We start from the raw sequence: 24,821 nt of genomic DNA, 5'->3' as shown, positions 1-24,821 counted from the left end.
CAGACCCTAGTTCGATGCTTCGCATCGCCCCGGAACGACTTGCGTCGATTTTCCTCAAAATTCACCTTTCAGCCACGGTTGGTATGCAACAACGGCCCTTCATTTGGGGGCCCCGATTCATGCGCGCTGCGGCCGCAATACTCATTACTTTGCTGCTCGCCGGCTGTGCCGGCAACGAAGCACCGGTCCAGCAGCCGTCGATGTATGCCGATATGGCGGTCCCGGGCACCAAGCTCGACGCGCCGGCGGCCGCGGTGATGATCTCGCAATACCGCCAGAACAATGGGCTCGGCACCGTCGTGATCGACCCCGACCTGATGCGGCTCGCCGAATCCCAGTCCCAGGCGATGGCGGCGGCCAACAAGATGGACCATGACGTTCGCGCGCCCCTGGCCAAGCGCCTCAGTGCCGGCGGCTATCCGGCCAGCGTGGCGGTCGAGAACGTCTCGGCCGGCTATCATACGTTGGCGGAAGCGTTTTCCGGCTGGCGCGACTCGCCCCCGCACCGGGCGAACATGCTCAAGAGCGGTGTCACAAAATTGGGCATCGCGGCGGGCTATGCTCCAGGCACCAAGTACAAGGTGTTCTGGACCATGATCCTGGCCTCGACGGATCCCCGATAAGCCAGACTTGATCCCGGGATGCATTGACGCCGCGGCGAACTGTCGCCACGGTCGCTCGCCATCTGCTATTGTTCCCGCATGACAGATCATACCAGCCCGGAAACCGCCAGCGTCCCCGCAAATGCGCAACGTGTCCTGGTGTTGCAGGGCGGCGGTGCGCTCGGCTCCTATCAGGCCGGCGCCTATCAGGCGCTGTGCGGCTATGGCTTCGAGCCCGAATGGGTCGCCGGCATCTCCATCGGGGCGGTCAACGCCGCCATCATCGCCGGCAATGAGGGCCACACCCGCGTCAAGCGGATGAAGGAATTCTGGGAGATGGTCTCGGCGCCGGTGCCGTGGAAGCCGATCGGCAAGAGCGACCACAGCCGCGAGCTGTTCAACTCTACCAGCGCCGCGCTGATCGCGACCTTCGGCGTACCCGGCTTCTTCGTCCCGCGCGTCCCGCCCGCGCCGATGTGGCCGCCGGGCCATCCCGAAGCGGAAAGCTACTACGACACGTCGCCCCTGAAGAAGACGCTGGAGCGGCTGGTCGATTTCGACCGCATCAACGACCTCAAGACGCGCTTCTCCGTCGGCGCCGTCGGCGTCACCTCCGGCAACTTCAAATATTTCGACAATTACGAGTTCAAGAAACTCGGCAAGAAGATCGGTCCCGAGCACATCATGGCCTCCGGCGCGCTGCCGCGGGGCTTTCCGTCCGTCGTCATCGACGGCGAGCATTACTGGGACGGCGGCATCGCCTCCAACACGCCGCTCGACTACGTGCTCGATGCCGAGGTGGCTCGCGACATGCTGATCTTCCAGGTGGATCTGTTCAGCGCCCGCGGCGACCTGCCGAATTCGCTGTTAGAGGCCACCGAGCGCGAGAAGGACATCCGCTTCTCCAGCCGCACGCGGATGAACACCGACAAGAACAAGCAGATCCACAACGCCCGCAGGGCGGTGCGCGACCTGATTTCCAAATTGCCCGATTATCTCAAGAACGACCCTTCCGTCGAATTCCTTGCGAAGGCATCTCGTGAGAGCACGGTCACCGTGGTGCACCTGATCTACCGCAGCAAGAATTACGAATCCTCGTCCAAGGACTATGATTTCTCGCACGTGGCCATGGTCGAGCATTGGGAAGCCGGCGTGCGCGACGTGCATCTGTCGATGCGCCACAAGGACAGGCTCGATCAGCCGCAATCCGGCGAGACCATGGTGACCTACGATCTCACGGGGGACGTCTCCGCGCCCCCGGCAAAAAGGAGCGAATAGAATGGGTAGTCTGTCAGGCAAGAACGCCGTCGTGACCGGATCGACCAGCGGTATCGGGCTCGCCTATGCGCGTGCCTTCGCGGCGGCCGGTGCCAACGTCGTCATCAACGGCTTCGGCTCGGCCGAGGACATCGAGAAGGAACGTGCGAAGATCGAGGCGGACTTCGGCGGGAAGGCGATCTACTCGCCCGCCGACATGACCAAGCCGGCCGAGATCGCCGGGATGATCGCGCTCGGCGAGAAGACCTTCGGCTCGGTCGACGTCCTCGTCAACAATGCCGGCATCCAGTTCGTCTCGCCGATCGAGGAATTCCCGCCGGAGAAATGGGACCAGATCATCGCGATCAACCTGTCCTCGGCCTTCCATGCCATTCGCGCCGCGGTGCCCGGCATGAAGAAGAAGGGCTGGGGTCGCATCATCAACACGGCGTCGGCGCACTCGCTGGTCGCCTCGCCCTTCAAGTCGGCCTACGTCTCGGCCAAGCACGGCATCGCCGGTCTTACCAAGACCGTGGCGCTGGAAGTCGCGACCCACAAGATCACCTGCAACTGCATCAGCCCCGGCTATGTCTGGACGCCGCTGGTCGAGAAGCAGATCCCCGACACGATGAAGGCGCGCAATCTCACGCGTGAGCAGGTCATCAACGACGTGCTGCTCGACGCCCAGCCGACCAAGGAGTTCGTCACCTCCGAGCAGGTCGCCGCACTGGCGCTGTTCCTGTGCCGCGACGATGCCGCGCAGATCACCGGCACCAACCTCTCGATCGACGGCGGCTGGACGGCGGAGTAGGCACTCGATGCCGTAGGGTGGGCAAAGGCGCGTCAGCGCCGTGCCCGCCATACTTTCTCAGATTGACGAAAGGCGGTGGGCACGCTTGGCTTTGCCCGCCCTACGAGTTCTCTCACGACGTTTCCGTTCAATGCGTCCAGGCCAGCGCCGTCACGAACGCGGATGACAGGTTCAGCTCCGCAAACATGATCTTGCTGGCGACCACGAACAGCACGCTGGCAAGCGTCAGGCGCAGCACCGTCTCGGGGACGCGCGTCGCGCTGAAGCTGCCGACGATGATGCCGGGCAGCGAGCCCAGCAGCAGCACCCCCATCAGCCCCCAATCGACGTCACCAAGCGCCCAATGTCCGATGCCCGCGACCAGCGTCAGCGGCACCGCATGGGCGATGTCGGAGCCGACGATGGTCGCCATCGGCAGGCGCGGGTAGAGTAGCAGCAGCACGGTCACGCCGACCGCGCCGGCGCCGACGGACGAAATCGACACCAGCACACCGAGCACGATTCCCGTGACCACGGTCGCAATCGCCGTGGTGCGCTCGTCGACGCGCTCCCGCTTTCTGCGGTAGCGTTCCATGATCGCCTTGCGGAAGATCAGGGACGTTGCGGTTAGCAGCAGGGCGAAGCACAGCACCAGATTGACGAGGCTGCGCTCGGCATCGCTCCTAAGATCGAGCTGCCACAGCACGAGCAGCGTCAGCGCGCTTGCCGGGAGGCTGCCGCAGGCGAGCCGCAGCACCGCCGGCCAGTGCACGCTGCGCGACCAGCCATGCACCACGCTGCCGCCGGTCTTGGTGGCGGCGGCATAAAGCAGGTCGGTGCCGACAGCGGTGGACGGATGGACGCCGAACAGCAGGATCAGCAGCGGTGTCATCAACGAGCCGCCACCCACGCCGGTCATCCCGACAAGCAGGCCGACGCCAAAACCCGAGGCGACGTAAAGCGGATCAATCATGGTCTGGGGAATCTTAAGTTTATCTCGTCAGTTGGGCAATATGACGTAGAATAAATTTTCCCTGGGAGGCAACCTCTTGGATCAAATAAGAAAAATCATGCTACCGACCGGCGAATGGCAGTCGTTTCGCCTCGTTTCCGAGCCCGTTACGCAATAGGCGTTCCCCAAGGGGCAGGGCAGGCGAGCGGCTATTTTCCAAACGCCAGAACGTGCAGGCCGAGGCGCTGCCGCACGATCCAGAACAGCAGCACCGTCTCGAAGCTGAGCGAGATCGAGGTCGCGGCCGCGGCGCCATGGCCGCCGAAGCGCGGCACCAGCGCGACGCAGAGCACGACGTTCATCACGAAGGCCAGCGCATAGGCCAGCGCGCAGATCTTCTGCTGCCCGAGCATGTTGAGCAGCCGCTCCACCGGGCCGATGGCGGCGCGCACGACCAGCCCGATCGCGGCGACGAACATGATGTCGTAGCCGACCGTGAATTGCGGCCCGAACAGCCAGAGCAGCGGCTTGCCGAACGCGAGCAGCAGGATGGTCGCCGCCAGCGACGGCCAGAACGTCCAGTTGATGGCATGTGCGACATAGGCCGACAGGCGCGCTTTGTCCCCGAGCGCATTGTATTCGGCGAAGCGGTGCGCGGTCGTCGCCGACATCGCGTAGTGGATGAACGAGACCAGTGCCAGCGTCTTCACCACCGCGAAGTAGACGCCGACCTCGTCGGAGGGACGGAACTGCTGAAGCACCAGCACGTCGGTGTAGGACAGCAGCAGGTAGAAGCTTTCCACCAGCAGGATCGGCAGCGAGACGGCGAGCCAGCCGCCGATGTCATAGGCCTTCGGCCCGGGCTCGATATGGCCGGCGAGCTTGCGGTTCAGCACCACCATCTGCCCGGTCATCGCGATCCACACCGCGCCCAGGCTCGCGACCATCGCGGCGACCGCGCCGATATGATAGCCGAGCAGGAAGGCAGAAGCCGTGATGCCGATGATCAGCGCCTGGCGGATGATGAATTGCGGCATCAGGCCGAGCTGCATCCAGTCATGCGAGCGGGCGATGCCGTCCTGGGTGTTGGCGACGACGAAGGCGGGCAGCGTCATGCAGCCGATATAAAGCGGCAGCGCCTCGGCCGGATCGATCCATGGCGACAGCAGCTTGACGACGCCGGCGAGGCCGAGCGACACCAGCGTGGAGGCGGCAAAGGTCAGCCAGCGGCTGCCGGAGAGAAAGCCGCGCAGCAGCGCGTGCTCGCCGCCGGTGCGATACTCCGGAATGATCTTCTGCGCGGAGGCCGAGATGCCGAAATCCATCATGCTGCCGAGCAGCAGCACCCAGGTCCAGACATAGACGTAGATGCCGTAGTCGGACGTGCCCATCCAGCGCGCGAGCAGGATCTGCGAAAAATAGGCAAGACCCGCGCTGATGACGCGGATGATGAAGATGGTGCCGGCCAGCCGCCGCGTCAGCGACGCTTCGCTCGATCCGCCCGAGAGCCTAGCCCGCAGCCGCGCGATCAGCCCGGCCGGTCCGCCCGCTGCAGGTTCTGCATCCATCACGGCCAATTCGAAAATCCCCAGGGCGTTCCGCATGCCGCGGCAGCCTTGATGCGGCAGCCTTGGGGATTAGCAACCATTCGTTAAGATTCGGTTGGGTGCTTTCCGTCGTCGTCCTGGCGAAAGCCAGGACCCATTACCCCAGGGAGAAGTTTGGCGAAGGCCCGGGGTTAGCAGCTTCGCGTCACGACTGCTCCCAGGGGTAATGGGTCCTGGATCGGCGCTCCGCTTCGCTACGCTTGTCCAGGACGACCATCACTCCAAATTCGTATTGAACTCGTACGACTTCTCTGGCCCGACCAGCGTGAACTTCAGCGCCGCCCCGTCGGGCTTGGCGCCCGGTAGTCCGTCGAGCTCGAAGGAAAAGCGTTTCACGCCGGGCGGGCTGGGCTCGACCGGCGCGGGAATCGGCAGCGACCAATCCGGCGTCGGCCCTTCGACGAACAGATTGACCTTGCGCGCATCCGCCGGCGCGACGACGTCGACCACCACGTTCTTGGGCCCGTCGCGCTTGACGTCGCGGATGGTCAGCGGATTGGGGTCGCCGATATTGGCGGGCTTCGGCACGGTGTCGAGCGCTGCACGCAGGTTGGCGTCCTCGGTCGAGGCGACGCTGTTGAAGCCGAGCTCGGCGCTGGCCTCGACGGGAATGCAGAGCTTTTCGCACACCGCGTAGTTGATCTCGGCGCGCAAGGTCACCGGCTTGTCGGCGGCCTTGGCGACGATGCGCAAGGGCAGCACGATCTGGTCGTGATAGCCGATCGAATGGCCGCCCGCGCCGTCGTCGAACTTCAGCGGCGCCGGCCACATGATCGTCACGGCCTCGACATTCTCCGATTTCGAGAAGTCGAACCGCGGCGGTACGCCGGAATCCCCGGGCGTACGCCAGTACGTCTTCCAGCCCGGCTGGAGCTGGAAGGCGATACCGCCGAGCAGCACGGCGCCGCTGCGTGATCCCGCCAATAGGCGCACCGCGGAATGTCCGTCGCGCTGCCAGGGCGAGGCGTCGTCGGCGCGGGCTGCGAGGGCCAGTGACGACGCAAGCAGGGTTGTCGCGACGCCGATCGCCGCACGCAGGGGAACTCTTGTGAGCATAGTACGTCTTTACAGGGGCAACCCGGGTCAAACCATTGAATTGGTTGTGATGGATGCACTCGAATCAAGTCTCTGCAAGCCTTGATTTGACAGCGGCCGGGCCCAACATCAGGATAGGAATTGAAACCGGAGTGCTTCACCGATGGCTCCCACAGGCAAGAGGACGGGCGAAAGCACCCGCAGCACGGGCCCCGCGCCCCCCAGTTCGGCCGGCTACCTCGACGGCCGCCTCCTGATCGCCATGCCCGTGATGGGCGATGCGCGCTTCGAGCGCTCGGTGATCTATCTCTGCGCCCATTCGGCCGAAGGCGCGATGGGCATCATCGTCAACCATCCCGCCGGCAGTATCGACTTCCCCGAGCTGTTGGAGCAGCTCGGCATCATCAGGAAGGGCGAGCACATCAAGCTGCCGGAGAACGCCGAAAGCATGAAGGTGCTGCGCGGCGGTCCGGTCGATACCGGGCGCGGCTTCGTGCTGCATTCCAGCGATTTCTACATCGAGAACGCGACGCTCCGGATCGACGACGGCGTCTGCCTCACCGCAACCGTCGATATCCTGCGCGCGATCGCCAACGGCTCCGGCCCCAAGCACGCCATCCTCGCGCTCGGCTATGCCGGCTGGGCGCCGGGCCAGCTCGAGACCGAGATCCAGAGCAACGGCTGGCTGCATTGCGATGCGGATGCGGACCTGATCTTCGGCGACGACGTCGACGAAAAATACGGCCGCGCGCTCCGCAAGATCGGCATCGATCCCGGCATGCTCTCGAACGAGGCAGGGCACGCGTAGCTGGTGTGCCGTCGTCGGCTGTCGCGCCTCAGCCTCCGCTGTCATGCCCCGGCTTGACCGGGGCATCCAGTACGCCGCAGCTTCTCGATTCTATCACTGCTGCCTCTGGAATACTGGATCGCCCGGTCAAGCCGGGCGACGACACCGATTGCTGAGTAGCGCCTACTCCGCCGCCTGCCGCTGCACCGTCGGCTCCGTCCCCGCCACCGTCGCGCGGCGCATGTCGCGAGGCTGGGACTGGTCGTAGCGGCGGACGCGGTGCATGGTCTGGCGGTTGTCCCACATCACAAGGTCATGCAGCTTCCATTTGTGGACGTAGACGAACTCGGCCTGTGTCGCGTGCTCGTTGAGATCGCGCAACAGCAGCCGTCCCTCCGGCACGCTCATGCTAACGATCTTGCCGGCATGCGATGAGAGATACAGCGACTTGCGGCGGTGGACGGGATGGGTGCGCACGAGGCGTTGCAGCACCGGCTTGAACATCTGCTTCTCTTCGTCGGTGTACTCGGTGAAGCCGAGCGAGCCGCGCGAATACATCAGCGAGTGCTCGCAGACGAGGTCCTCGATCTCGGCCTTGGTCTCGTCGTCGAGCGCGTCATAGGCCGCGCGCATGTCGGCGAATTCGGTGTTGCCGCCCGTCGGGTTCACCACGCGCGCCGACAGCAGTGAGAATTTTGCGGGAATGGGACGGAACGAGCTGTCGGAGTGCCAGAGGCAGTTGCCGAGGTTGAACAGGTGCGTGCGGCTGTCCTTGGCCAGCGGCTTGCCGTCCTTGCCGAGATTGGAGACGTCGTTCAGGCCGGATTGCAGCCGGTAGTCCTTCTCCTTGGTGACCGTGCCGCCGCGCGCGTCCTCGCGCTGGCCGAAGTTCAGCGCGAAAGCCATCTGCTGCTCGTCGGTGATGTCCTGGTCGTGGAAAACGAGCACCGCGTATTTGTCCATGGCGGACTCGACTTCGCGGGCCTCGCCCGGCGTGAGCGGCTTTCGCAAATCGAGGCCGGAAACCTCGCCGACAAAATGCGTCTGAAGCTGCCGGATGGCGATCGTCATGGCGTTTTCTCCCGCGGACCGCGAGCGGTTGCTCCCGCTCTGCTGACAAAAAAGCTACTCCGGCAACCGCAGATGTCAACGCTTGCGCAGCATACCTCTTACGCGTTGCGGGCCATCAGGCCGCCGTCGACCGGGATCACCGCGCCGGTCAGGAACGACGCGGCCGGCAGGCACAGGCTCAGCGTCATGTGCGCGACCTCCTCGGGATCGCCGTAGCGGCCGAGTGCCGTCCGACGCTTGGCGTAGATGGTCTTGTGCTCTTCCGAGATACGGTCGGTGATCGCGGTGCGGATCGGACCCGGGCAGATGCAGTTGACGGTGATGCCTTCGCGGCCGAGCTCGACCGCGAGCGAGCGGGTCAGGCTCGCCACGCCGCCCTTCGCCGCCGAATAGGGACTGTGCAGCGCGGTGGCGCCGAGCGCCTCGGTCGAGGCAATGTTGACGATGCGCGGGCTCTTCGATTTGCGCAAGTGAGGCAGCGCGGCGCGGATGATGCGCGGATGCGCCGTCAGCATCACGGCGATGCCCTTGGCCCAGGCATCTTCGTACGTCTCGTCATCGATCGCGACACGCACGGAGATGCCGGCATTGTTGACGACGATGTCGAGCCCGCCGAAATGCGCTGCAACGTCATGGACCACGCGCTTGATCTCGCCGCCGTCGGCGACATCGAGCTTCCAGGCCTTCGCCGACCCGCCGCTCGCTGCGATCTCCTTTGCGACGGCTATCGCGCCTTGCTCGTCGTAATCGGTCACCGCGACGTTCGCACCCTCGGCGGCGAACACGCGCGCCGTCGCGCGCCCCATTCCGCTGGCCGCACCAGTGACGAGAGCGGTCAGGCCCTTCACGGACCGGCTCAGCTGTTTGAATTCGGACATGCTGTTTCCTCGCGTCCCTCTGTTTCTTGTTATGAGATTGACAAGGCTGGCATCGATCCGCAGACAGGTCAAACAAGCAAGACAAAAGGGAGGTCGCGATGGCGAACGAGCTCGATTTCACAGGCAGGCAGGTGCTGGTCGTCGGCGGCTCCAGCGGCATCGGCAACGGCATCGCGCAGGCCTTTCGCGCCAGGGGCGCGCATGTCACGGTCTGCGGCACGCGTGCTCACGCAACGGAATATTCGGCTGAGGAAGGCTCCGATCTCACCGGCCTTGCTTACGCGCAGCTCGACGTCAGCAATCCCGCTGCGATCGAAGCCTTCAAGCCGTCCTTCGATCGTCTCGACATCCTCGTGCTTGCGCAAGGCGCTGTGATCTATCGCCGGGGCGAATTTGAAATGACCGGCTTCCGCAAGGTCGTCGAGGTCAATCTGATGAGCCTGATGGCGTGCGCGACGCGGTTTCATTCCATGTTGCGGGATGCGAAGGGCGCGCTGATCATGGTGTCCTCGACCGCGGCCTATCATTCCACCATGGGCAATCCCGCCTACAACGCGTCGAAGACCGGCGCGGTCGGATTGACGCGCACGCTAGGGGAGGCCTGGGCCGAGGACGGCATTCGCGTCAACGGTATCGCGCCCGGCCTCGTCGACACCAAGATGACGAAGGTCACGACCGACAATCCCAAGCGGCTCGAAGGTGCCTTGTCGCGCATTCCCCTGCGGCGATTGGGCACGCCGGCTGACATGGCGGGCGCGGCGCTGTTTCTGGCATCGCCGCTGTCGTCCTACATCATCGGCCAGACGCTGGTCGTCGATGGCGGGCTCATTCTCTAGGCGATTGCTCTAGGCGATTGGAACTGCGCTGCGCCTGATCGGTTACTCCGGCTGACCCCCGAGGAGGACCACATGGACAAGGATCGAATTGTTGGATCGGCCAAGGAATTCGCTGGCCGCGCGGAAGGCGCAGTCGGAGATCTGGCGGGCGATGCGCAGACACAGGCGTCGGGCAAGGCGCGCGAGGCTGCCGGCACCGTGCAGAATCTCTACGGCCAGGCCAAGGACGCCGTGCGTGAGGCCAGCGAGACCGCGGCCGGCTACGCCAAGGATGCCTACGACAACAGCGGCGAGACCTTTCGCGATGGTTCGCAGGCGATTGCCAGGAAGGTGCAGGACAATCCGCTCGGCGCACTGCTCGTCGCTGGCGGCATCGGCTTCGCGCTCGCGCTGCTGATGTCACGGCCGGCACGCCGCCCGGCGCCGCGCTGGCGCTATTACGGCTGAGCCACCCCGCCTCGTCATTCCGGGCTCGCGCTTCGCGCGCCCGGAATCGCATCACATCAGAAATCCAGCTACCGGATCACTTCCGCCGATCGGCCGACATTGCCCGGCGGACGCGGGATCGCGGGGTTTTGGGCTGGATTGCGCGGCCCTGGTGCCGGCGCCAGCTGACGCGGTGCCGGCTGCGGCGAGCCGAAGCCGAAGAAATCACGGAACGACGGCGTCGCCTGGGCCGGCTGCTGCACCACCGGCGGTTTCTTCGGTGCGAGCTTTGGCGGCGCGATCGCAGCAGCCGCCGCGCCCGGCGCGCCGGGAGCAGCAGCGCCGCCGTCGGGCGTCGTCGTGGCCATCGGCGTATCGCCCTTGGCCTGCTCGCGGCCGACTTCGCGGCGCGGCCAGGCATAATCGTCGGCACGGCCTGCGGGGGCCGTCAGCGGCTCGCCTTTCACCATCGTCTTGGCAGCGAGCGCATCGACGGCAGCGGGACGCGAGCCCGGGCCGCCCAGCAATTGATCGGTCGAGATCGAGGCCGCGACTAGCGGCACGATCGGGCCGGCGAGCGGGCGCGGCGCGGGCTTGCCGGGCTCGACGCTGGTGTCGGGCGTCGCCGGCTCGCTCGGCAGCGCGATCGGGCCGGAGCGGCCTGCGAGCAGGCGCGTGATTTCGCGCTCGACATAATGCGCCAGCTTGCGCGCGCCGGGCTTGGTGAAAAAGACGCCATCATAGGTGCGGAGCTGACGGATCTGGCCTTCGAAGTCAGGACCCTTCTGGAGGAAGCGGCCGGCTTCGTCGACGAAGCCGTCCCAGACATCGACATAGGTGATGCCGGCCTTGGCCGCGCCCTCGCGATAGAGCGAATCCAGGAACAGCATGTCCGCCGTGCCCTTGGGGCCGCGGATCGCGGGCAGGCCGACCCAGAGCACCGGCACGCCCTTGGCCTTCAGGACGTTGGCCAGCTCCTCGATCTTCTTGGCGTAGAGCTCGACCCAGCGGTCGTCGCGGAATTCGTAGAGGCCGTTCGGGTTGCGTGCGGTCTTCTCGGGAATAGCGACCTGCGGCGCGTCGGCGTTGTCGGCGTCATCCTGCGGCAGGTCGGCATCGGCCGGCTTGTCGTCCGGCTTCGCCGCGATATCGGGCTTGGCGTCGCCGGGTTTCGCGTCAGGCTTTCCTTGCGGCTTGGCGTGCGCGCCCTTGTCGTTCTTCTTGTCCTTGTCCGAAGCCTTGTCGGATTTCTCAGTCACCGGCTCGCGGATCGAGATACGATCGTTGAGGCCGAGCATGACGACGATGACGTCAGGCTTCTCGGTCTCGAGGATGCCCTTGGCTGCCGCCGCCCAGTCCGAGGGTTCGCCCTTCGGCTGGTACTTGATCAGGCCGGACGTGGTCTTGTGCTTGCGGATCACGCCCATGTCGGGCTGCTCGCTGTAGGCGTCTTCCAGGCCGTAGGCGAGCCAGTCCGCCATGGCGTCGCCGATCACCAGCACGTTCTTGTCGGCAATGGTGTCACGCTTGCTAGGTGCCGGCGCGCGCGAGAAATCCTGGCGCGGCGCCTGCGGTTGTTGCTGCTGGAACGGCGCGAAGAAGTCGCCGCCGAACCAGCCGCCACCTCCGCCTTGACGTGGCGGCGGGGCCGAACGTTGCGGCGGGCCGCCGAAGCCGGGGAAGTTGAAGAATTGCGCCGAGGCGGGCCCCGCGACCGATACCAGAATCGCAAGCGCCGTCCCCAGCGCGATCAGCGGGCCGGTCTCGGTCAGCGCCTTGAACAGGGACTTCTTCGACATGCGATCTCGGGCACCCGCAACGGGTCTGGAAGTGGCTCGATATAATAACGGAATCAAGCGCCAAACGGGCAGATTCTATTGCAGATTCTCTCGCAGATTCTTTGGCCATACACCGGGGAACCGCCGCCCCGTCAAGGCCGTCAGGCGAAATCCCTGTTCAGGGTTACTTTCGGCGCGATTTCACCGTCCGCGCAGCCGTTCCAGCACGTCGGAGGAGGCAAAACCGTCCGCGGGGACCCCGATCGAGGCCTGGAAGTTGCGCAAGGCCTCCCGGGTCTGGCCGCCGAACTGGCCGTCCGGGGTGCCCTTGTAGAAGCCGCGCTGGGCCAGCAATTGCTGGAGTTCCAGCCGTTCCGTGCGGGCCAGCTCCCGTTCCTGCCGCGGCCAGGGCTGCACGAAGGGCTGCCCCCCACGCAGGCGGTCGGCGAAATGGCCGATCGCCAGCGCATAGGCCTCGGCCGGGTTGTACTTCATGATGACCCGGTAGTTCTGAAGCATCAGGAAGCCCGGCCCCTGCGCGCCCGCCGGCGCCAGCAGATAGGCTTTCTCCGCCGGGTGCGGGAAGGGCTGGCCCGTCGCGCGCTTGAGGCCGAGCTTTTCCCACTGCGCGATCGTCATCGCCTTGGCGCGGTCCGCCAGCATGTAGTTGAATCCCTGGGGCACCACGACCTCAAAGCCCCAGGTCTGGCCGGCCTGCCAGCCGTCCTTCTTCAGGTTGTTGGCGGTGGAGGCGATCAGGTCGGTGGGATTGTCGACGACGTCGCGCCGTCCGTCGCCATCGCCGTCCACGGCAAAGCGCTTGAAGGCGGTCGGCATGAACTGGGTCGGGCCGAAGGCGCCGGCCCAGGAGCCGCGCATCTGCTCGGGCCTGAGATCGCCGCGGTTGAGGATCTCCAGCGCGGAGAGGAATTCGTCCTTGAAATAAGCCTGGCGGCGGCCGATGCAGGCGAGCGTCGCGGTCGATTGCAGCACGCTGCGGTCGCCCATCTGCGTCGAGTAATTGGACTCGATGCCCCAGATCGAGGCGATGATGTAGCGATCGACGCCGGTGGCCTTTTCGGTGGCATCGAACTGCGCCTTGTACTTGGCGAGCACCTCGCGGCCCTTGGCGAGGCGGTTGTCGTTCACGAGAATGTCGAGATAGTCCCAGATCGACTTGGTGAACTCCGGCTGCGAGTCCATCAGGTCCATGATGCGCAGGTCGGGCGCGAGCCCTGCGGTGAAGCGCTGAAAATTTTCCTGGGTGATGTTGCGGCTTGCGGCATCGGGCCACATCCCCGCAACGCAATTGTTGAAATTGGAGGCGCCCTCGCGGATCGCGGCCGCCGTCATCAGCGGATGGCCGGAAGCGCCGTCCTCGCCGCTCCAGGGTTGCGCGCCGCCGGGACCTGGCGGGGCTTGCGAGGGAGCAGGGTTCGAGCCGGAGAAAATACCGCCGAACAGGTTCGACAGGCCGTTCTGCGCCTGTGCCTGCGCGCAAGCCGGCAGCAGCAAGGCAGCCGCAACCAACGCCACGCTGGTCACGGATCCAGCACGTTTTGCCAGTCCTGCCACTGATTGCATCATGTCCCACCTGTCAGGCCAAAAAATCCGCCATCAGGAGGCCCGGTTGCGGTTGCCAATAGCTTAACAAAGATGAAATTTTGGTGTCGGCCTTTTTCTCAACTCTGTAACGGCGAGGCCCCACATCCGCCTTTGTTAGCGGTTGCAAACAAGCTAGCAAGATCACATTGCTCCGTTCACGTCCTCAGGTATTCGATCGATCCCATGAAAATCCGCAAAGCCGTATTCCCCGTCGCCGGCCTCGGCACCCGCGTCCTGCCCGCCACCAAGGCGATGCCGAAGGAAATGCTGACCATCGTCGACAAGCCGCTGATCCAGTACGTCTATGACGAGGCGAGGGAAGCCGGCATCGAGCACTTCATCTTCGTCACTGGCCGCAACAAGAATGTCATCGAAGATCATTTCGACAAGATGTTCGAGCTCGACGCGACGCTGGCTGCGCGCGGCAAGAAGGCCGAGCAGGAGATCCTGGCGCAGAACCAGCCGGAAGCCGGCGCCGTCAGCTTCACCCGCCAGCAGGCGCCGCTCGGGCTCGGCCACGCGGTCTGGTGCGCCCGCGACATCGTCGGCAACGAGCCGTTCGCGGTCGTGCTGCCCGACGAGCTCGTGCTCAACACGCCCGGCTGCCTGAAGCAGATGATCGAGACGGCGTCCTCGCTCGGCGACAAATCCAACCTGATCGCGGTCGAGGCAGTGCCCGACCATCTCACCCATCAATACGGCATCTGCGGCGTCGGCAAGCGCACCGGCAAGATGTTCGAGGTCGACGGCATGGTCGAGAAGCCGGCCAAGGGCACCGCGCCCTCCAACCTCTCCATCACCGGCCGCTACATCCTCCAGCCGGAGATCTTCAAGATCCTGGAGACCCAGGAGCGCGGCGCCGGCGGCGAGATCCAGCTCACCGACGCCATGATCGGCCTCGCCAGGTCGCAGAAATTCTACGGCGTCGAGTTCGAGGGCGAGCGCCATGATTGCGGCTCCAAGCCCGGCTTCCTCCGCGCCAACATCGCCTACGGCCTGAAGCGCCCCGAGCTGCGCGACGGATTGATCGCGGAGATGAAGAAGTATCTGGGGCAGTGACATCGAAGGCGGACGCCTTCGATGTCATCCCGGGATGGTCCGAAGGACCAGACCTCAGGTGCGCAATTGCGCACCGGGGGATCTCGAGATTCCGGGTTCGGCTCTTCGAGCCGCCCCGGAATGACAGCCTAGATCACGCCACCAGCGACAGCTTCGGCAAGCTCGCGACCACGGACTGGTTACGCCCGCCCGCCTTCGCGGCATAGAGCGCCTTGTCGGCGGCGGCGACCAGGATCGACCAGTCCATGCCGGCGGCGGGGACGAGACTGGCGATGCCGCAGGAGACCGTCGAGGTCGCCGCATCGTCGGACCAGCCCTGCACCTTGCCGCGGATCGCCTCGGCGATCCCGAAGGCCTCGGTGGCGGAGGTGTTCGGCAGCAGCACGGCGAATTCCTCGCCGCCATAGCGCGCGGCGCAGTCGCCGGCGCGGCTCACCGAATCGGAAATGCAGATGGCGATGCCGACCAGCAGCTGGTCGCCGGCCTGGTGGCCGAACGTGTCGTTGTAGGCCTTGAAGTGATCGGCATCGATCATCAGGAGCGCGACCGGCGTCTTCTGGCGCATCGCGCGCCGCCATTCGACATCGATGACAGCATCGAACTTGCGGCGGTTCTTCAGGCCGGTGAGCGCGTCGGTTGTTGCCATCTCCTCGAGCTTGCGCTCGGCCTCGGCGCGTCGGTCGATCTCGCGTGCGAGCACGAGCGTCGATCCCAGCACGAACAGTGCAAGCGCCAGCACCACGGCGCCGATGCGATAAGCTTCCTTCTGCCACAGCGCGAACACGGCGCTCAGCGGCTTGCCGGCCACCACGAACAGCGGACTGGACCCGCCGCTGCGGACATAGAGCCGCGGGGTGGCGTCGACCGGGCCCTTGCCCGCAAAGGAGCCTCCGACCTGGAGGTTTTCCGGTTTCCAGTCCGGTCGCGTGCCGAGGTTCTTGCCAATGACGTCGAGATCGAACGGCCGCCGCATGATGATGGTGCGGTCGCGCCTGAGCACGGTGATGGTGTCTTCAGGGTCGAGGCTCAGGCGCTCGAACAATTCGTGGAAATAGCTGAAGCGGATCGAGCCGGCGACGACGCCAAGGAAGCCGCCGTCGGTGTCGCTGATGCGCCGGCTGAGCACGATGGAATAGGTGCCGCGGAACAGCATCGGCCGGCTGATGAAGAGGCCCGCTTCCGGATTGTCGTGATGAACCCTAAAGTAGTCCTCCTCGCTCCGGCTCTCCGGCAGGGGATCGAGCGTGGAAGCGTCGATGGTCAGCCTGCCCTCGGCATCGAACACCTGGATCGCGCCAAAATGCCGTGCCGTGGTCGCATGGTCGAACAGGATGAGGTGGCGGACCGTCTTGGAGACCGTCGCGAGCTCGGGCAGCAGCATGTTGTTGGCGACCGCCTTCAGCGACAGGTCGTAGATCTCGATGTTGCGGCTGACGTCGGACTCGATGGTCGTCGCCAGGTTTTCCAGCGTTTGGCGGGCGAGTGCCTCCTCGCCGCGGCGCATGTCGAGCATGACGTTGACGCAAATGGTGGAAAAGCCGATCACCGTCACGACGGACGATATGATCAGCAATTTCGCCGAGATCCGCCACGGCCGGCGTGCCGTGACTTCGCGCCATCCAGACAGCATCGTTTGCTCCCGATCCTAGTGGATGCGCCCGAAAGCTTGAGTAGTGTTTAAGGTAGGACGGCACTGCCGCAATGAGTTAAGAAACGGTTGATGCGGCTCACGGTTTTGGGCAGGCCTGATCGGGCAAATCCGGCTTCGGACGAGAGGACGACGGTGAACGACTACGACGCGTTGCGCGACTATCTGCTGCGGCAGAAGCAGGACGAATTCGTGCTGAGCTTTGAACAGATCGAGGAGATCATCGGCGCGGCCCTGCCGCGTGCGGCGAATCGCGCCTCGTGGTGGGACAGCCTGCGCAGCCCCGACATCCAGATGCCGCAGCGCGAGGCCTGCCTCGCCGCCGGGTTCGTGGCGACACGGATGCCGGACGGCGCGAGCGTCAGGTTCACGAAAAAGAAGAAGAACGACCGGCGGCGGTGAAGCTGCCGACCTCGAGGTTGATGTGGCGCGCGAGTCGCGAGTTCAGCTCGCCGCTTCCAGCCGCACTTCCGTCAGCAGGCGCATCGCCGCATCGGCGTCCATCGGCTCGCCGAAGGCAAAGCCCTGCGCGTATTCGCAGCCCATCTGGTAGAGCTCGACCGCGTCGGAATCGGTCTCGGCGCCTTCGGCGACCACGTCCATGCCGAGGTCGTGCGCGAGCGCGATGATCGACTTCAGGATCACCGGGCGGGTGCCGCGGTTGGTGGTGCGCACGAACGACTGGTCGATCTTGATGGTGTCGAACGGGAATCGCTGGAGATAGGCCAGCGAGGAATGGCCGGTGCCGAAATCGTCGAGCGACAGCCCGGTGCCGAGCTCGCGGATCCGCGTCAGCATCTGCGCCGCGTGCTCCGGGTTCTCCATCACCAGCGATTCCGTCAATTCCAGCTTCAGCGTGCCGCGCGCCACCGACGAACGCGACAGCACGGTGCGGATGTCGTGGATCAGGTCGTGGCGCAGCAATTGCCGCGAGGAGACGTTGACGGAGGCGAAGATCGGCTCGCGCGAGCGCATCGCGCGCTGCCAGATAGAGAGCTGCTTTGCGGTCTGGTCGAGCACGAACATGCCGAGGTCGACGATCAGGCCGGTCTCTTCGGCGATGGTGATGAATTCCGACGGCGCCATGCGCCCGAGCTTGGGGTGGTCCCAGCGCGCCAGCGCCTCGAAGCCGGCGACGGAGCGGTCCTCCAGCCGGACGATCGGCTGGTAGAGGATGGTGAGCTCCTGCCGCTCGATGGCGCGGCGCAGCTCGCTTTCCAGCGTCAGGCGGTCGGTCTTGCGGGCGCGCATCGCCGGCTTGTAGACGTCGATGCGGTCGCCGCCGATGCGCTTGGAGTGATACATCGCCAGCTCGGCATCCTTGATGATCTCGTCCGTCAATTGCGTCTGAGGATCAGAAAGCGCGAGCCCGATCGAGGCCGTGAGAAAAATCTCGCGCTCGTTGAAGGCGATCGGCGCACGGATGGTCTTGCGGATGGTCTCGGCGAAGGCGGTGATGCGGGCGGGATCCTGTTCCGACAGCAGGATCAGGCCGAACTGGTCGCCGGCGAGCCGCGCCAGCGTGTCCTGCGGCTTCAGGATGCGGGTGAGACGGCGGGCCAGCGTCAGCAGGATGGAATCGCCGACCGCGATGCCGACGGAATCGTTGACCTGCTTGAAGCGGTCGAGGTCGATCACCATCAGCGTCGGCCGCAGCGTCGGCATGGTCTTGGCGAAATGCGCGACCGCACCCAGCCGGTCCATGAACAGCTTGCGGTTGGGCAGGCCGGTGAGGTTGTCATGCACGGAATCGTGCAGCAGGCGCTCCTCGGCATTGCGCAGCTCGGTGACGTCGGTGAGCGTGCCGACCACGCGCGAGACCTCGCCGTCGGAGCCGACCACGGGACGCGCCTTCAGCGCGAACCACATGAAATGACCGTCCGGGGTGCGCAGGCGGAAGTCCTGCACCAGGCGGCCGCGGCGCTGGTCGAGCACGCTGTCGAGCGCGGCGCGGAAACGGTCCTGGTCGAGCGGATGCAGCACTTCCAGCCAGGACGCCGCCGGGCCTTCCAGCGTGCCGCGCTTGAGGCCGAGCAGGGCTTCGGTCTCGGGGCTGGTGAAGACCTTGTCGGCGGAGACGTCCCAGTCCCAGATCAAATCGCCGGAACCGGCGAGTGCCAGTGCGCGCCGCTCGATGTCGGAGACGACGCCGGTGGTGGCGCCGCCGCCGGCGAAGGCGTGCTGCATCACCGTGAAGCCGATCAGCATCACGATCAGGACGAGGCCGCCGAGCAGCGCCGGGCCGACGATGTCGTTGGTGACGGAGCCCGCCACCGTCATGCCGGCCGCGACCACCCAGACCACCAGGAGGAACCAGGTCGGGATCAAGAGCACCGCGCGGTCGAAGCCGTGGGTGGAGAGATAGATGATGAGCGCGAAGCCGGCGAAGGCGATCAGCACCAGCGAGATGCGCGCGATGCCGGAGGCCACCGCCGGGTCGAACAGCGCCAGTGCGACCAGCGAGCCGAGGAAGGCGAGCCAGCCCACCGTGATGTGCGAATAGCGCACATGCCATCGACTGAGGTTGAGATAGGCGAACAGGAACACCAGCAGCGTCGCCGCCAGGATCGCTTCACCCGCCGCGCGCCAGATGCGCTCGGCGTTGTTCGACATGTCGAGCACCTTGCCCCAGAAGCCGAAATCGACGCCGATATAGACCAGCACGGCCCAGGCCAGCGCCGCTGCCGCCGGGAACATGATGCTGCCCTTCACCACGAACAGAATCGTGAGAACGAGCGCCAGCAGCCCCGAAATGCCGATCACGATGCCCTGGTAGAGCGTGAAGGAATTGACCTTGTCCTTGTAGGCTTCCGGCTCCCACAGATAGAGCTGCGGCAGCTTGTCGGTGCGCAGCTCCGCGACGAAGGTGATGACGGCGCCGGGGTCGAGCGTGACGCGGAAGACGTCGGCGGTCGGGCTTTCCTGCCGCTCCGGCCGGTCGCCGGTCGAGGGCGTGATGGTCGCGATGCGCGACAGCCCGAGGTCGGGCCACAGCAGCCCCGAGGAGACGATGCGGTAGTGCGGGGCGACGATCAGGCGGTCGAGCTGGTCGTCAGTGTTGTTGGCGAGCGCGAACACCACCCAGTTCTGGCCGCCCTCGCGGGCGCGCACCTCGATGCGGCGGACGATGCCGTCGGTGCCGGGCGCGGTCGAGACCTGGATGCGGTCGGCATCGCTGCGCTGATGCTCGAGCACGCCGGTGAGGTCGATCGCGGGCGCGTCACCGCGGACGCTGACGGCGTCGAGCGCGCGCGCCGGAAGCGCGGCGACAAGAATCATGAGGCCCAGCGCGATGGGCGCGAGGCACCTGATCAGACGCAAGGTCAGTTCTCCGCGTTCGACGCAAACTTCGTGTGCAAGGCGATTTCAGACCGGACGGAATTGGTTCGGTGCGTCGCGATAGATGCCACGAAAGCAAGGAAAATCAAAGGGTTTCCGGCGTCCCTATGGGGCAGAGGCCTAGGCCTCCAACACAATTTTGCCAATATGTGCGCTCGTCTCCATGCGCCGGTGGGCATCGGCCGCCTTTTCCAGCGGGAAAGCGCTGTCCATCACCGGTTTGACCCGGCCTTCGCGCAGAAGCGGCATCACTTTCGCCTCGATCGCGGCCACCATCGCCGCCTTGTCCGCATTACTACGGGGGCGCAGCGTCGAGCCGGTATGCGTCAGGCGCTTGACCATGACCTTGGCGATGTTGACGCTGACCTTGGGGCCGTTGAGGGTCGCGATCTGGACGATGCGGCCGTCAACCGCGGCAGCGTCGTAGTTGCGGTCCACATACTCGCCGGCGACCATGTCGAGGATCAGGTTGACGCCGGCATTGCCGGTCTCCGCCTTCACCACGGCGACGAAGTCTTCGGTCTTGTAGTTGATGGCGCGGTCGGCCCCGAGCTTGAGGCAGGCATCGATCTTGTCCTGCGAGCCGACGGTGACGAACACCTTCGCGCCGAACGCCTTCGCAAGCTGGATCGCCATGGTGCCGATGCCGGAGGAGCCGCCATGGATCAGCAGCGTCTCGCCGGCCTTGAGGCCGCCGCGCTCGAACACATTGTGCCAGACCGTCATCAGGGTTTCCGGCAGCGCGCCGGCTTCCTTGATCGACAGCGCCGGCGGCACGCTCATCGCCTGGGCGTCCTGAGCGATGCAGTACTGCGCATAGCCCCCGCCGGCGACCAGCGACATCACCTTGTCGCCGATCTTGTGCCGCTTGGCATTGCCGCCGACGGCGACGACTTCACCCGCGATCTCAAGGCCCGGCAGGTCGCTGGCACCGGGCGGCGGCGGATAGGCGCCGGAGCGCTGCGCCACGTCGGGCCGGTTGACGCCAGCGGCCTGCACCTTGACCAGGATCTCGTCGGGACCGGGCTGCGGCAGGGCCCGTTGTTCCGGCACCAGCACCTCCGGTCCGCCGGGCTTGGAGATGGCGACCACGGTCATTTGCGCGGGCAGCTTGTCCATGATGTGTCCTTGAGCAAAGGTGCGGGAGGAAACGAGGCCATTGCTTAGCCAGCGCGGTCCGAACTGGCAACCGCCTCAGCCGTGTGCCCGGTGCGAACGCAGGAGGAACGATCATGGCGACGGAAGACGACGACCGCCCGCGCAAGAAGATCACGCATGAAATCGGACAGGATCTCTCACTGTTGTCCGTGGAGGAACTGACCGAGCGCGTCGCCCTGCTCAAGACCGAGATCGCAAGGCTGGAAGAAGCCGCCACCAAGAAGCGCGCCTCGCGCGATGCGGCGAACAGTATTTTCAAGTCGTAGCGGCTGTCGCTCCACTCTCGTGTCCAGGACGTGGCGCCCGAACTCTCCTCGTCGTCATTCCGGGGCGGCGCGATAGCGCCGAGCCCGGAATCCATAACCACAGGCTTTTGCAGGGGGCAGGCTGACAGAGCCGGGTCGCCTCATCCGCTCGTGGTTATGGATTCTCAGATGCGCAATTGCGCATCATAGCTCGCGACTTCGGCGCGCCCCGGAATGACGAGGGGGAGTTTGTTCCGCAGTGCACTCGGCCACTGACCGACATGGCTAACGAACCCTCAAAAAATTCGCTCGTTTACCGTCGATTAAGCTTTCGGCTTTATGACTGGAACTGTCCTCGTTTGGACACCGAGTGGCTCCTGTCCACTCTGTTTGACGCCTCCCTGTTATCAACTTTCAAAGCCGCCGGTCTTCCGGCGGCTCTTTTTTGCGTCTCGTTGCGGTTGAATTCCGAGGAAAGACCCGCGGAAACCATATCCGAGCTTGTCGCTGGACTCCGCGTCCCGCCCGCGCAATGATTTGTTCATCATAAAGCCGGCGCAAAGCCGGACAGGTAAACAGTTGCGTAAGGGGCGTTAACCATGGAACGTTTGCAAGCCGACGGCGCTCTCGTTCAACTCAGCGAGCGGTTCACCAATTCGGCTGCGTTCGGCACGCTGTTCCGCGAGGGCATGGACCTCGTCGAAGAGACCGCCGCCTATCTCGACGGCGCCGGCCGCACCGAGGCCAAGGCACTCGATCGCGCCGTCAGCCTCACCTATGCGACCGAGAGCATGCGCCTCACCACCCGCCTGATGCAGCTCGCCTCCTGGCTGCTGCTGCACCGCGCGGTGAAGGAAGGCGAGATGACGCTGGTCCAGGCCAACCGCGAGAAGACCAAGGTCAAGCTCAGCGCGGCCGATCCCGGTCCCGCCGACACCATCGAGAAGCTGCCCTCGCAGCTGCAGGATTTGATCCATCGCTCGATGAGCCTGCAGACCCGCGTGCGCCGCCTCGACACCACCATCCACACCCCGCCGGCCGAGCACATCGCGATCGGCAACCCGTTGGTGCCGCACCTCAACGCGCTGAAGGCCGCGTTCGAGCGGTAAGCTCTATCGACAATCTCGGTCGTCATTCCGGGACGCGCCTCTTGGCGCGGGCCCGGAATCCATACTCCCGACCGTGGTTATGGATTCTCAGATGCGCAATTGCGCATCATAGCTCGCGACTTCGTCGCGCCCCGGAATGACAGCCGGAAAAAACAAAAACGCCCCCGGTCTCCCGGGGGCGTTTTCCGTCGCGGCCGAAACGGCCGGATCAATCCTTCTTGAGGAAGCCCGAGAACTTCTTCTGGAAGCGCGAGACGCGGCCGCCGCGATCCATGATCTGGGCGTTGCCGCCGGTCCAGGCCGGGTGCGACTTCGGGTCGATGTCGAGGTTCAGCGTGTCGCCTTCCTTGCCCCAGGTGGAGCGGGTCAGGTACTCGGTTCCGTCGGTCATCACGACCTTAATCGTATGATAATCCGGATGAATTTCGGCTTTCATGGCAATTCCTAGGGCGACCTGCGCCTTGCTTGAGTGGCTATCGAATGACGGATTTGGCCGGCTCTATACCCCAGCGGACCCTTCAAAACAAGCCATTGTGGGCAAAGGAGAACCGGGCCGTCCCCTAAGGGACATCCCGGATTTGCCACTCCCCCCGCACCGGCCTATGTGGAGCACATCTGTCTTCCTGGGTCCGATCTCATGAGCGCTGTGGAACGGCTTGACGACCAGTACCGCGACGAGCGCGATGCCGCGCCGCCTGAGGCCCCGTCCATCGAAGCCGAGCTGATCGAGCAGCCCGCCAAGGGCCGCGCCAAGCTGCGGCCGCTGCTCGCGCTCGCGCCCTATGTGGCCCGCTATCGCGGCCGGGCCGCGCTCGCCTTCGTCGCGCTCACGATCGCCGCGCTGACCACGCTGCTGGTGCCGGTCGCGGTGCGCCGGATGATCGATTTCGGCCTGACGCCTGAGGGCATCGAGCTGATCAACAGCTACTTCTCGGTGATGATCGCGGTCGTCGCCGTGCTCGCGCTGGCAAGCGCCGCGCGCTACTACCTCGTGATGACGATCGGCGAGCGCATCGTCGCCGACCTCAGGCGCGATGTCTTCGCTCATTTGCTGTCGCTGTCGCCCGCCTTCTTCGATTCCGCGCGCAGCGGCGAATTGATCTCGCGGCTCACCGCCGACACCACCCAGCTCAAATCCGCCGTCGGCGCCTCGGTGTCGATCGCGCTGCGCAACCTGATGATGTTCTTCGGCGCGGTGGCGATGATGGTCATCACCAGCCCGAAGCTGTCGGGCTTCGTGCTGCTGGCCATTCCCCTGATCGTGCTGCCGCTGGTCGCCTTCGGGCGCTGGGTGCGGCGTCTGTCGCGCAATGCGCAGGACACGCTCGCCGAGGCCTCCGCCTATGCGGGCGAGCTGGTCGGCGCGATCCGCACCGTGCAGGCCTATACCAGCGAAGGGTTGGCTGCGAAGCGCTTCGGCGGCGAGGTCGAGCAAGCCTATGAAGCCGCGCGCACCTCGACGCAGGCGCGCGCCGTGCTCACCGCCATCATCATCTTCATCGTGTTCGCAAGCGTGGTCGCGATCCTCTGGATCGGCTCGCATGACGTGCTCACCGGCGCCATCTCGCCGGGCCGGCTCGGCCAGTTCGTGCTTTATGCCGCGTTCGCGGCCGCCGGCCTCGGCCAGCTCAGCGAGGTCTGGGGCGAGGTCTCGGCGGCCTCCGGCGCTGCCGAGCGGCTGTTCGAGATCCTGCATGTGCAGCCCGACATCAAGGCGCCCGCCTCACCGCGCGCGCTGCCGGTGCCGGCGCGCGGCGAGGTCGGGTTCGACCAGGTCAGCTTCGCCTATCCGGCACGGCTCGACGTCAAGGTGCTCGACGTCGTGTCGTTCACCGTGCGGCCCGGCGAGAAGGTCGCCATCGTCGGCCCCTCCGGCGCCGGCAAGAGCACGATCTTTCATCTGCTGCTGCGCTTCTACGATCCGCGCAGCGGCCCGATCTCGCTCGACGGCGTGCCGGTCAGGTCCGCCGATCCCCGTGATTTCCGTTCCCGCATCGCGCTGGTGCCGCAGGAATCGAACGTGTTCGCCGCGAGTGCCCGCGAGAACATCCGCTTCGGCCGGCCCGATGCGACCGACGCCGAGGTCGAGCGCGCCGCCGAGCTCGCGCATGCCGCCGAGTTCATCCGTCGCCTGCCCGAAGGCTTCGACACCCCGCTCGGCGAGCGCGGCGTGACGCTGTCCGGCGGCCAGCGCCAGCGCATCGCGATCGCGCGCGCGATCCTGCGCGATGCGCCGCTGCTGCTGCTCGATGAAGCCACCTCCGCGCTCGACGCCGAAAGCGAGACGCTGGTTCAGACCGCACTCGAAGAGCTGATGAAGCACCGCACCACGCTGGTGATCGCCCACAGGCTTGCCACCGTGCTCTCCTGCGACCGCATCCTGGTGATGGACCAGGGCAAGATCGTCGAGCAGGGCACGCATGCCGAGCTGGTGGCTGCGAACGGGCTCTACGCGAGGCTCGCGAGGTTGCAGTTCGAGGGGGCGTGACGAGCGAGACACCCGCCGGCTGCCCTAAATTCGGTGTCGTCCCGGCGAAGGCCGGGACCCATAACCCCAAGAAGAAGTTTGTCGAAGACTCGTAGTGAAGAGTCCTCTCACGGTACGGTCACCTGCGCCTATCGATAGATCACGCGGTATG

General features: G+C 65.3%; 22 protein-coding genes. 11 read left to right on the top strand and 11 right to left on the bottom strand.

Going from position 1 to position 24,821, the window contains the following annotated elements; genetic code table 11:
* The first annotated feature begins 119 nt into the window (after positions 1-119).
* The 3 genes from ACFLEY_RS42130 to ACFLEY_RS42120 all read left to right on the top strand — a co-directional run bounded on the left by ACFLEY_RS42130 (position 120) and on the right by ACFLEY_RS42120 (position 2,670).
* Entirely contained in the window at positions 120-623 is a 504-nt protein-coding gene (locus ACFLEY_RS42130) for a CAP domain-containing protein (protein ID WP_060909162.1), read from the top strand.
* Between the two features lie 78 nt (positions 624-701).
* Positions 702-1,880, top strand: a complete 1,179-nt coding sequence (locus ACFLEY_RS42125; protein ID WP_060909161.1) for a patatin-like phospholipase family protein — start codon at positions 702-704, stop codon at positions 1,878-1,880.
* A 1-nt stretch (position 1,881) separates the two neighbouring features.
* Positions 1,882-2,670 (top strand): 3-hydroxybutyrate dehydrogenase, encoded by a 789-nt coding sequence (locus ACFLEY_RS42120; protein WP_060909160.1) that lies wholly within the window; start codon positions 1,882-1,884, stop codon positions 2,668-2,670.
* Positions 2,671-2,797: 127 nt separating this feature from the next.
* On the opposite strand, the gene ACFLEY_RS42115 is transcribed toward ACFLEY_RS42120, so the two are convergent.
* The 3 genes from ACFLEY_RS42115 to ACFLEY_RS42105 all read right to left on the bottom strand — a co-directional run bounded on the left by ACFLEY_RS42115 (position 2,798) and on the right by ACFLEY_RS42105 (position 6,264).
* On the bottom strand, positions 2,798-3,622 hold the full coding sequence (locus ACFLEY_RS42115) for a sulfite exporter TauE/SafE family protein (RefSeq protein WP_011084305.1): 825 nt from the start codon (positions 3,620-3,622) through the stop codon (positions 2,798-2,800).
* Between the two features lie 188 nt (positions 3,623-3,810).
* Complete coding sequence (locus ACFLEY_RS42110) at positions 3,811-5,178, bottom strand: flippase (protein ID WP_060912734.1); 1,368 nt, start codon at positions 5,176-5,178, stop codon at positions 3,811-3,813.
* A 246-nt stretch (positions 5,179-5,424) separates the two neighbouring features.
* Positions 5,425-6,264, bottom strand: a complete 840-nt coding sequence (locus ACFLEY_RS42105; protein WP_060909159.1) for a protein-disulfide reductase DsbD domain-containing protein — start codon at positions 6,262-6,264, stop codon at positions 5,425-5,427.
* 142 nt (positions 6,265-6,406) lie between these two features.
* Here ACFLEY_RS42105 and ACFLEY_RS42100 point away from each other — a divergent pair, with 142 nt between their 5' ends.
* On the top strand, positions 6,407-7,051 hold the full coding sequence (locus ACFLEY_RS42100; RefSeq protein WP_011084308.1) for a YqgE/AlgH family protein: 645 nt from the start codon (positions 6,407-6,409) through the stop codon (positions 7,049-7,051).
* 162 nt (positions 7,052-7,213) lie between these two features.
* On the opposite strand, the gene ACFLEY_RS42095 is transcribed toward ACFLEY_RS42100, so the two are convergent.
* Positions 7,214-8,101 carry a TauD/TfdA family dioxygenase gene (locus ACFLEY_RS42095; RefSeq protein ID WP_060909158.1) on the bottom strand — a complete coding sequence of 296 codons (888 nt, stop codon included), beginning with the start codon at positions 8,099-8,101 and terminating at the stop codon, positions 7,214-7,216.
* Positions 8,102-8,199: 98 nt separating this feature from the next.
* Positions 8,200-8,979 carry an SDR family NAD(P)-dependent oxidoreductase gene (locus ACFLEY_RS42090; protein ID WP_060909157.1) on the bottom strand — a complete coding sequence of 260 codons (780 nt, stop codon included), beginning with the start codon at positions 8,977-8,979 and terminating at the stop codon, positions 8,200-8,202.
* Positions 8,980-9,077: 98 nt separating this feature from the next.
* Here ACFLEY_RS42090 and ACFLEY_RS42085 point away from each other — a divergent pair, with 98 nt between their 5' ends.
* Together ACFLEY_RS42085 and ACFLEY_RS42080 are read left to right on the top strand one after the other, a co-directional pair.
* Complete coding sequence (locus ACFLEY_RS42085) at positions 9,078-9,815, top strand: SDR family NAD(P)-dependent oxidoreductase (protein ID WP_060909156.1); 738 nt, start codon at positions 9,078-9,080, stop codon at positions 9,813-9,815.
* 72 nt (positions 9,816-9,887) lie between these two features.
* Positions 9,888-10,262: a CsbD family protein gene (locus ACFLEY_RS42080; RefSeq protein WP_060909155.1), complete on the top strand. Its 375-nt coding sequence runs from the start codon at positions 9,888-9,890 to the stop codon at positions 10,260-10,262.
* 68 nt (positions 10,263-10,330) lie between these two features.
* Here ACFLEY_RS42080 and ACFLEY_RS42075 read toward each other — a convergent pair whose 3' ends face one another.
* Together ACFLEY_RS42075 and ACFLEY_RS42070 are read right to left on the bottom strand one after the other, a co-directional pair.
* Positions 10,331-12,040, bottom strand: coding sequence for an SGNH family hydrolase (locus ACFLEY_RS42075; protein ID WP_060909154.1), 1,710 nt, complete (start codon positions 12,038-12,040; stop codon positions 10,331-10,333).
* 180 nt (positions 12,041-12,220) lie between these two features.
* Positions 12,221-13,603, bottom strand: coding sequence for a lytic murein transglycosylase (locus ACFLEY_RS42070; RefSeq protein WP_373565348.1), 1,383 nt, complete (start codon positions 13,601-13,603; stop codon positions 12,221-12,223).
* Positions 13,604-13,807: 204 nt separating this feature from the next.
* Between ACFLEY_RS42070 and ACFLEY_RS42065 the strand changes: the two genes are divergently transcribed.
* Positions 13,808-14,683 (top strand): UTP--glucose-1-phosphate uridylyltransferase, encoded by an 876-nt coding sequence (locus ACFLEY_RS42065; protein ID WP_011084315.1) that lies wholly within the window; start codon positions 13,808-13,810, stop codon positions 14,681-14,683.
* Positions 14,684-14,816: 133 nt separating this feature from the next.
* On the opposite strand, the gene ACFLEY_RS42060 is transcribed toward ACFLEY_RS42065, so the two are convergent.
* Positions 14,817-16,313 carry a diguanylate cyclase gene (locus ACFLEY_RS42060; RefSeq protein ID WP_028173459.1) on the bottom strand — a complete coding sequence of 499 codons (1,497 nt, stop codon included), beginning with the start codon at positions 16,311-16,313 and terminating at the stop codon, positions 14,817-14,819.
* 153 nt (positions 16,314-16,466) lie between these two features.
* Between ACFLEY_RS42060 and ACFLEY_RS42055 the strand changes: the two genes are divergently transcribed.
* Positions 16,467-16,733 carry a hypothetical protein gene (locus ACFLEY_RS42055; RefSeq protein WP_028173458.1) on the top strand — a complete coding sequence of 89 codons (267 nt, stop codon included), beginning with the start codon at positions 16,467-16,469 and terminating at the stop codon, positions 16,731-16,733.
* A gap of 42 nt (positions 16,734-16,775) precedes the next feature.
* On the opposite strand, the gene ACFLEY_RS42050 is transcribed toward ACFLEY_RS42055, so the two are convergent.
* Both ACFLEY_RS42050 and ACFLEY_RS42045 read right to left on the bottom strand, forming a co-directional pair.
* Positions 16,776-19,652, bottom strand: a complete 2,877-nt coding sequence (locus tag ACFLEY_RS42050) for an EAL domain-containing protein (RefSeq protein ID WP_060909152.1) — start codon at positions 19,650-19,652, stop codon at positions 16,776-16,778.
* A gap of 138 nt (positions 19,653-19,790) precedes the next feature.
* Complete coding sequence (locus ACFLEY_RS42045) at positions 19,791-20,789, bottom strand: NAD(P)H-quinone oxidoreductase (protein ID WP_060909151.1); 999 nt, start codon at positions 20,787-20,789, stop codon at positions 19,791-19,793.
* A gap of 113 nt (positions 20,790-20,902) precedes the next feature.
* Here ACFLEY_RS42045 and ACFLEY_RS42040 point away from each other — a divergent pair, with 113 nt between their 5' ends.
* The gene (locus tag ACFLEY_RS42040; protein WP_060909150.1) at positions 20,903-21,094 is read left to right on the top strand and encodes a DUF1192 domain-containing protein; all 192 of its coding nucleotides are present in this window, start codon (positions 20,903-20,905) and stop codon (positions 21,092-21,094) included.
* 578 nt (positions 21,095-21,672) lie between these two features.
* Positions 21,673-22,182, top strand: a complete 510-nt coding sequence (locus tag ACFLEY_RS42035; protein ID WP_011084322.1) for a DUF1465 family protein — start codon at positions 21,673-21,675, stop codon at positions 22,180-22,182.
* 208 nt (positions 22,183-22,390) lie between these two features.
* Here the strand turns inward: ACFLEY_RS42035 and rpmE are convergent, their stop codons facing one another.
* Positions 22,391-22,618, bottom strand: coding sequence for a 50S ribosomal protein L31 (rpmE, locus tag ACFLEY_RS42030; protein WP_011084323.1), 228 nt, complete (start codon positions 22,616-22,618; stop codon positions 22,391-22,393).
* 201 nt (positions 22,619-22,819) lie between these two features.
* Between rpmE and ACFLEY_RS42025 the strand changes: the two genes are divergently transcribed.
* Entirely contained in the window at positions 22,820-24,670 is a 1,851-nt protein-coding gene (locus ACFLEY_RS42025) for an ABC transporter ATP-binding protein/permease (protein ID WP_060909149.1), read from the top strand.
* Positions 24,671-24,821: the final 151 nt, after the last annotated feature.

This window comes from Bradyrhizobium sp. YCK136 (assembly GCF_044570075.1).
Classification (GTDB): domain Bacteria; phylum Pseudomonadota; class Alphaproteobacteria; order Rhizobiales; family Xanthobacteraceae; genus Bradyrhizobium; species Bradyrhizobium diazoefficiens.
This window is presented reverse-complemented; position numbering and strand designations above follow the sequence as displayed.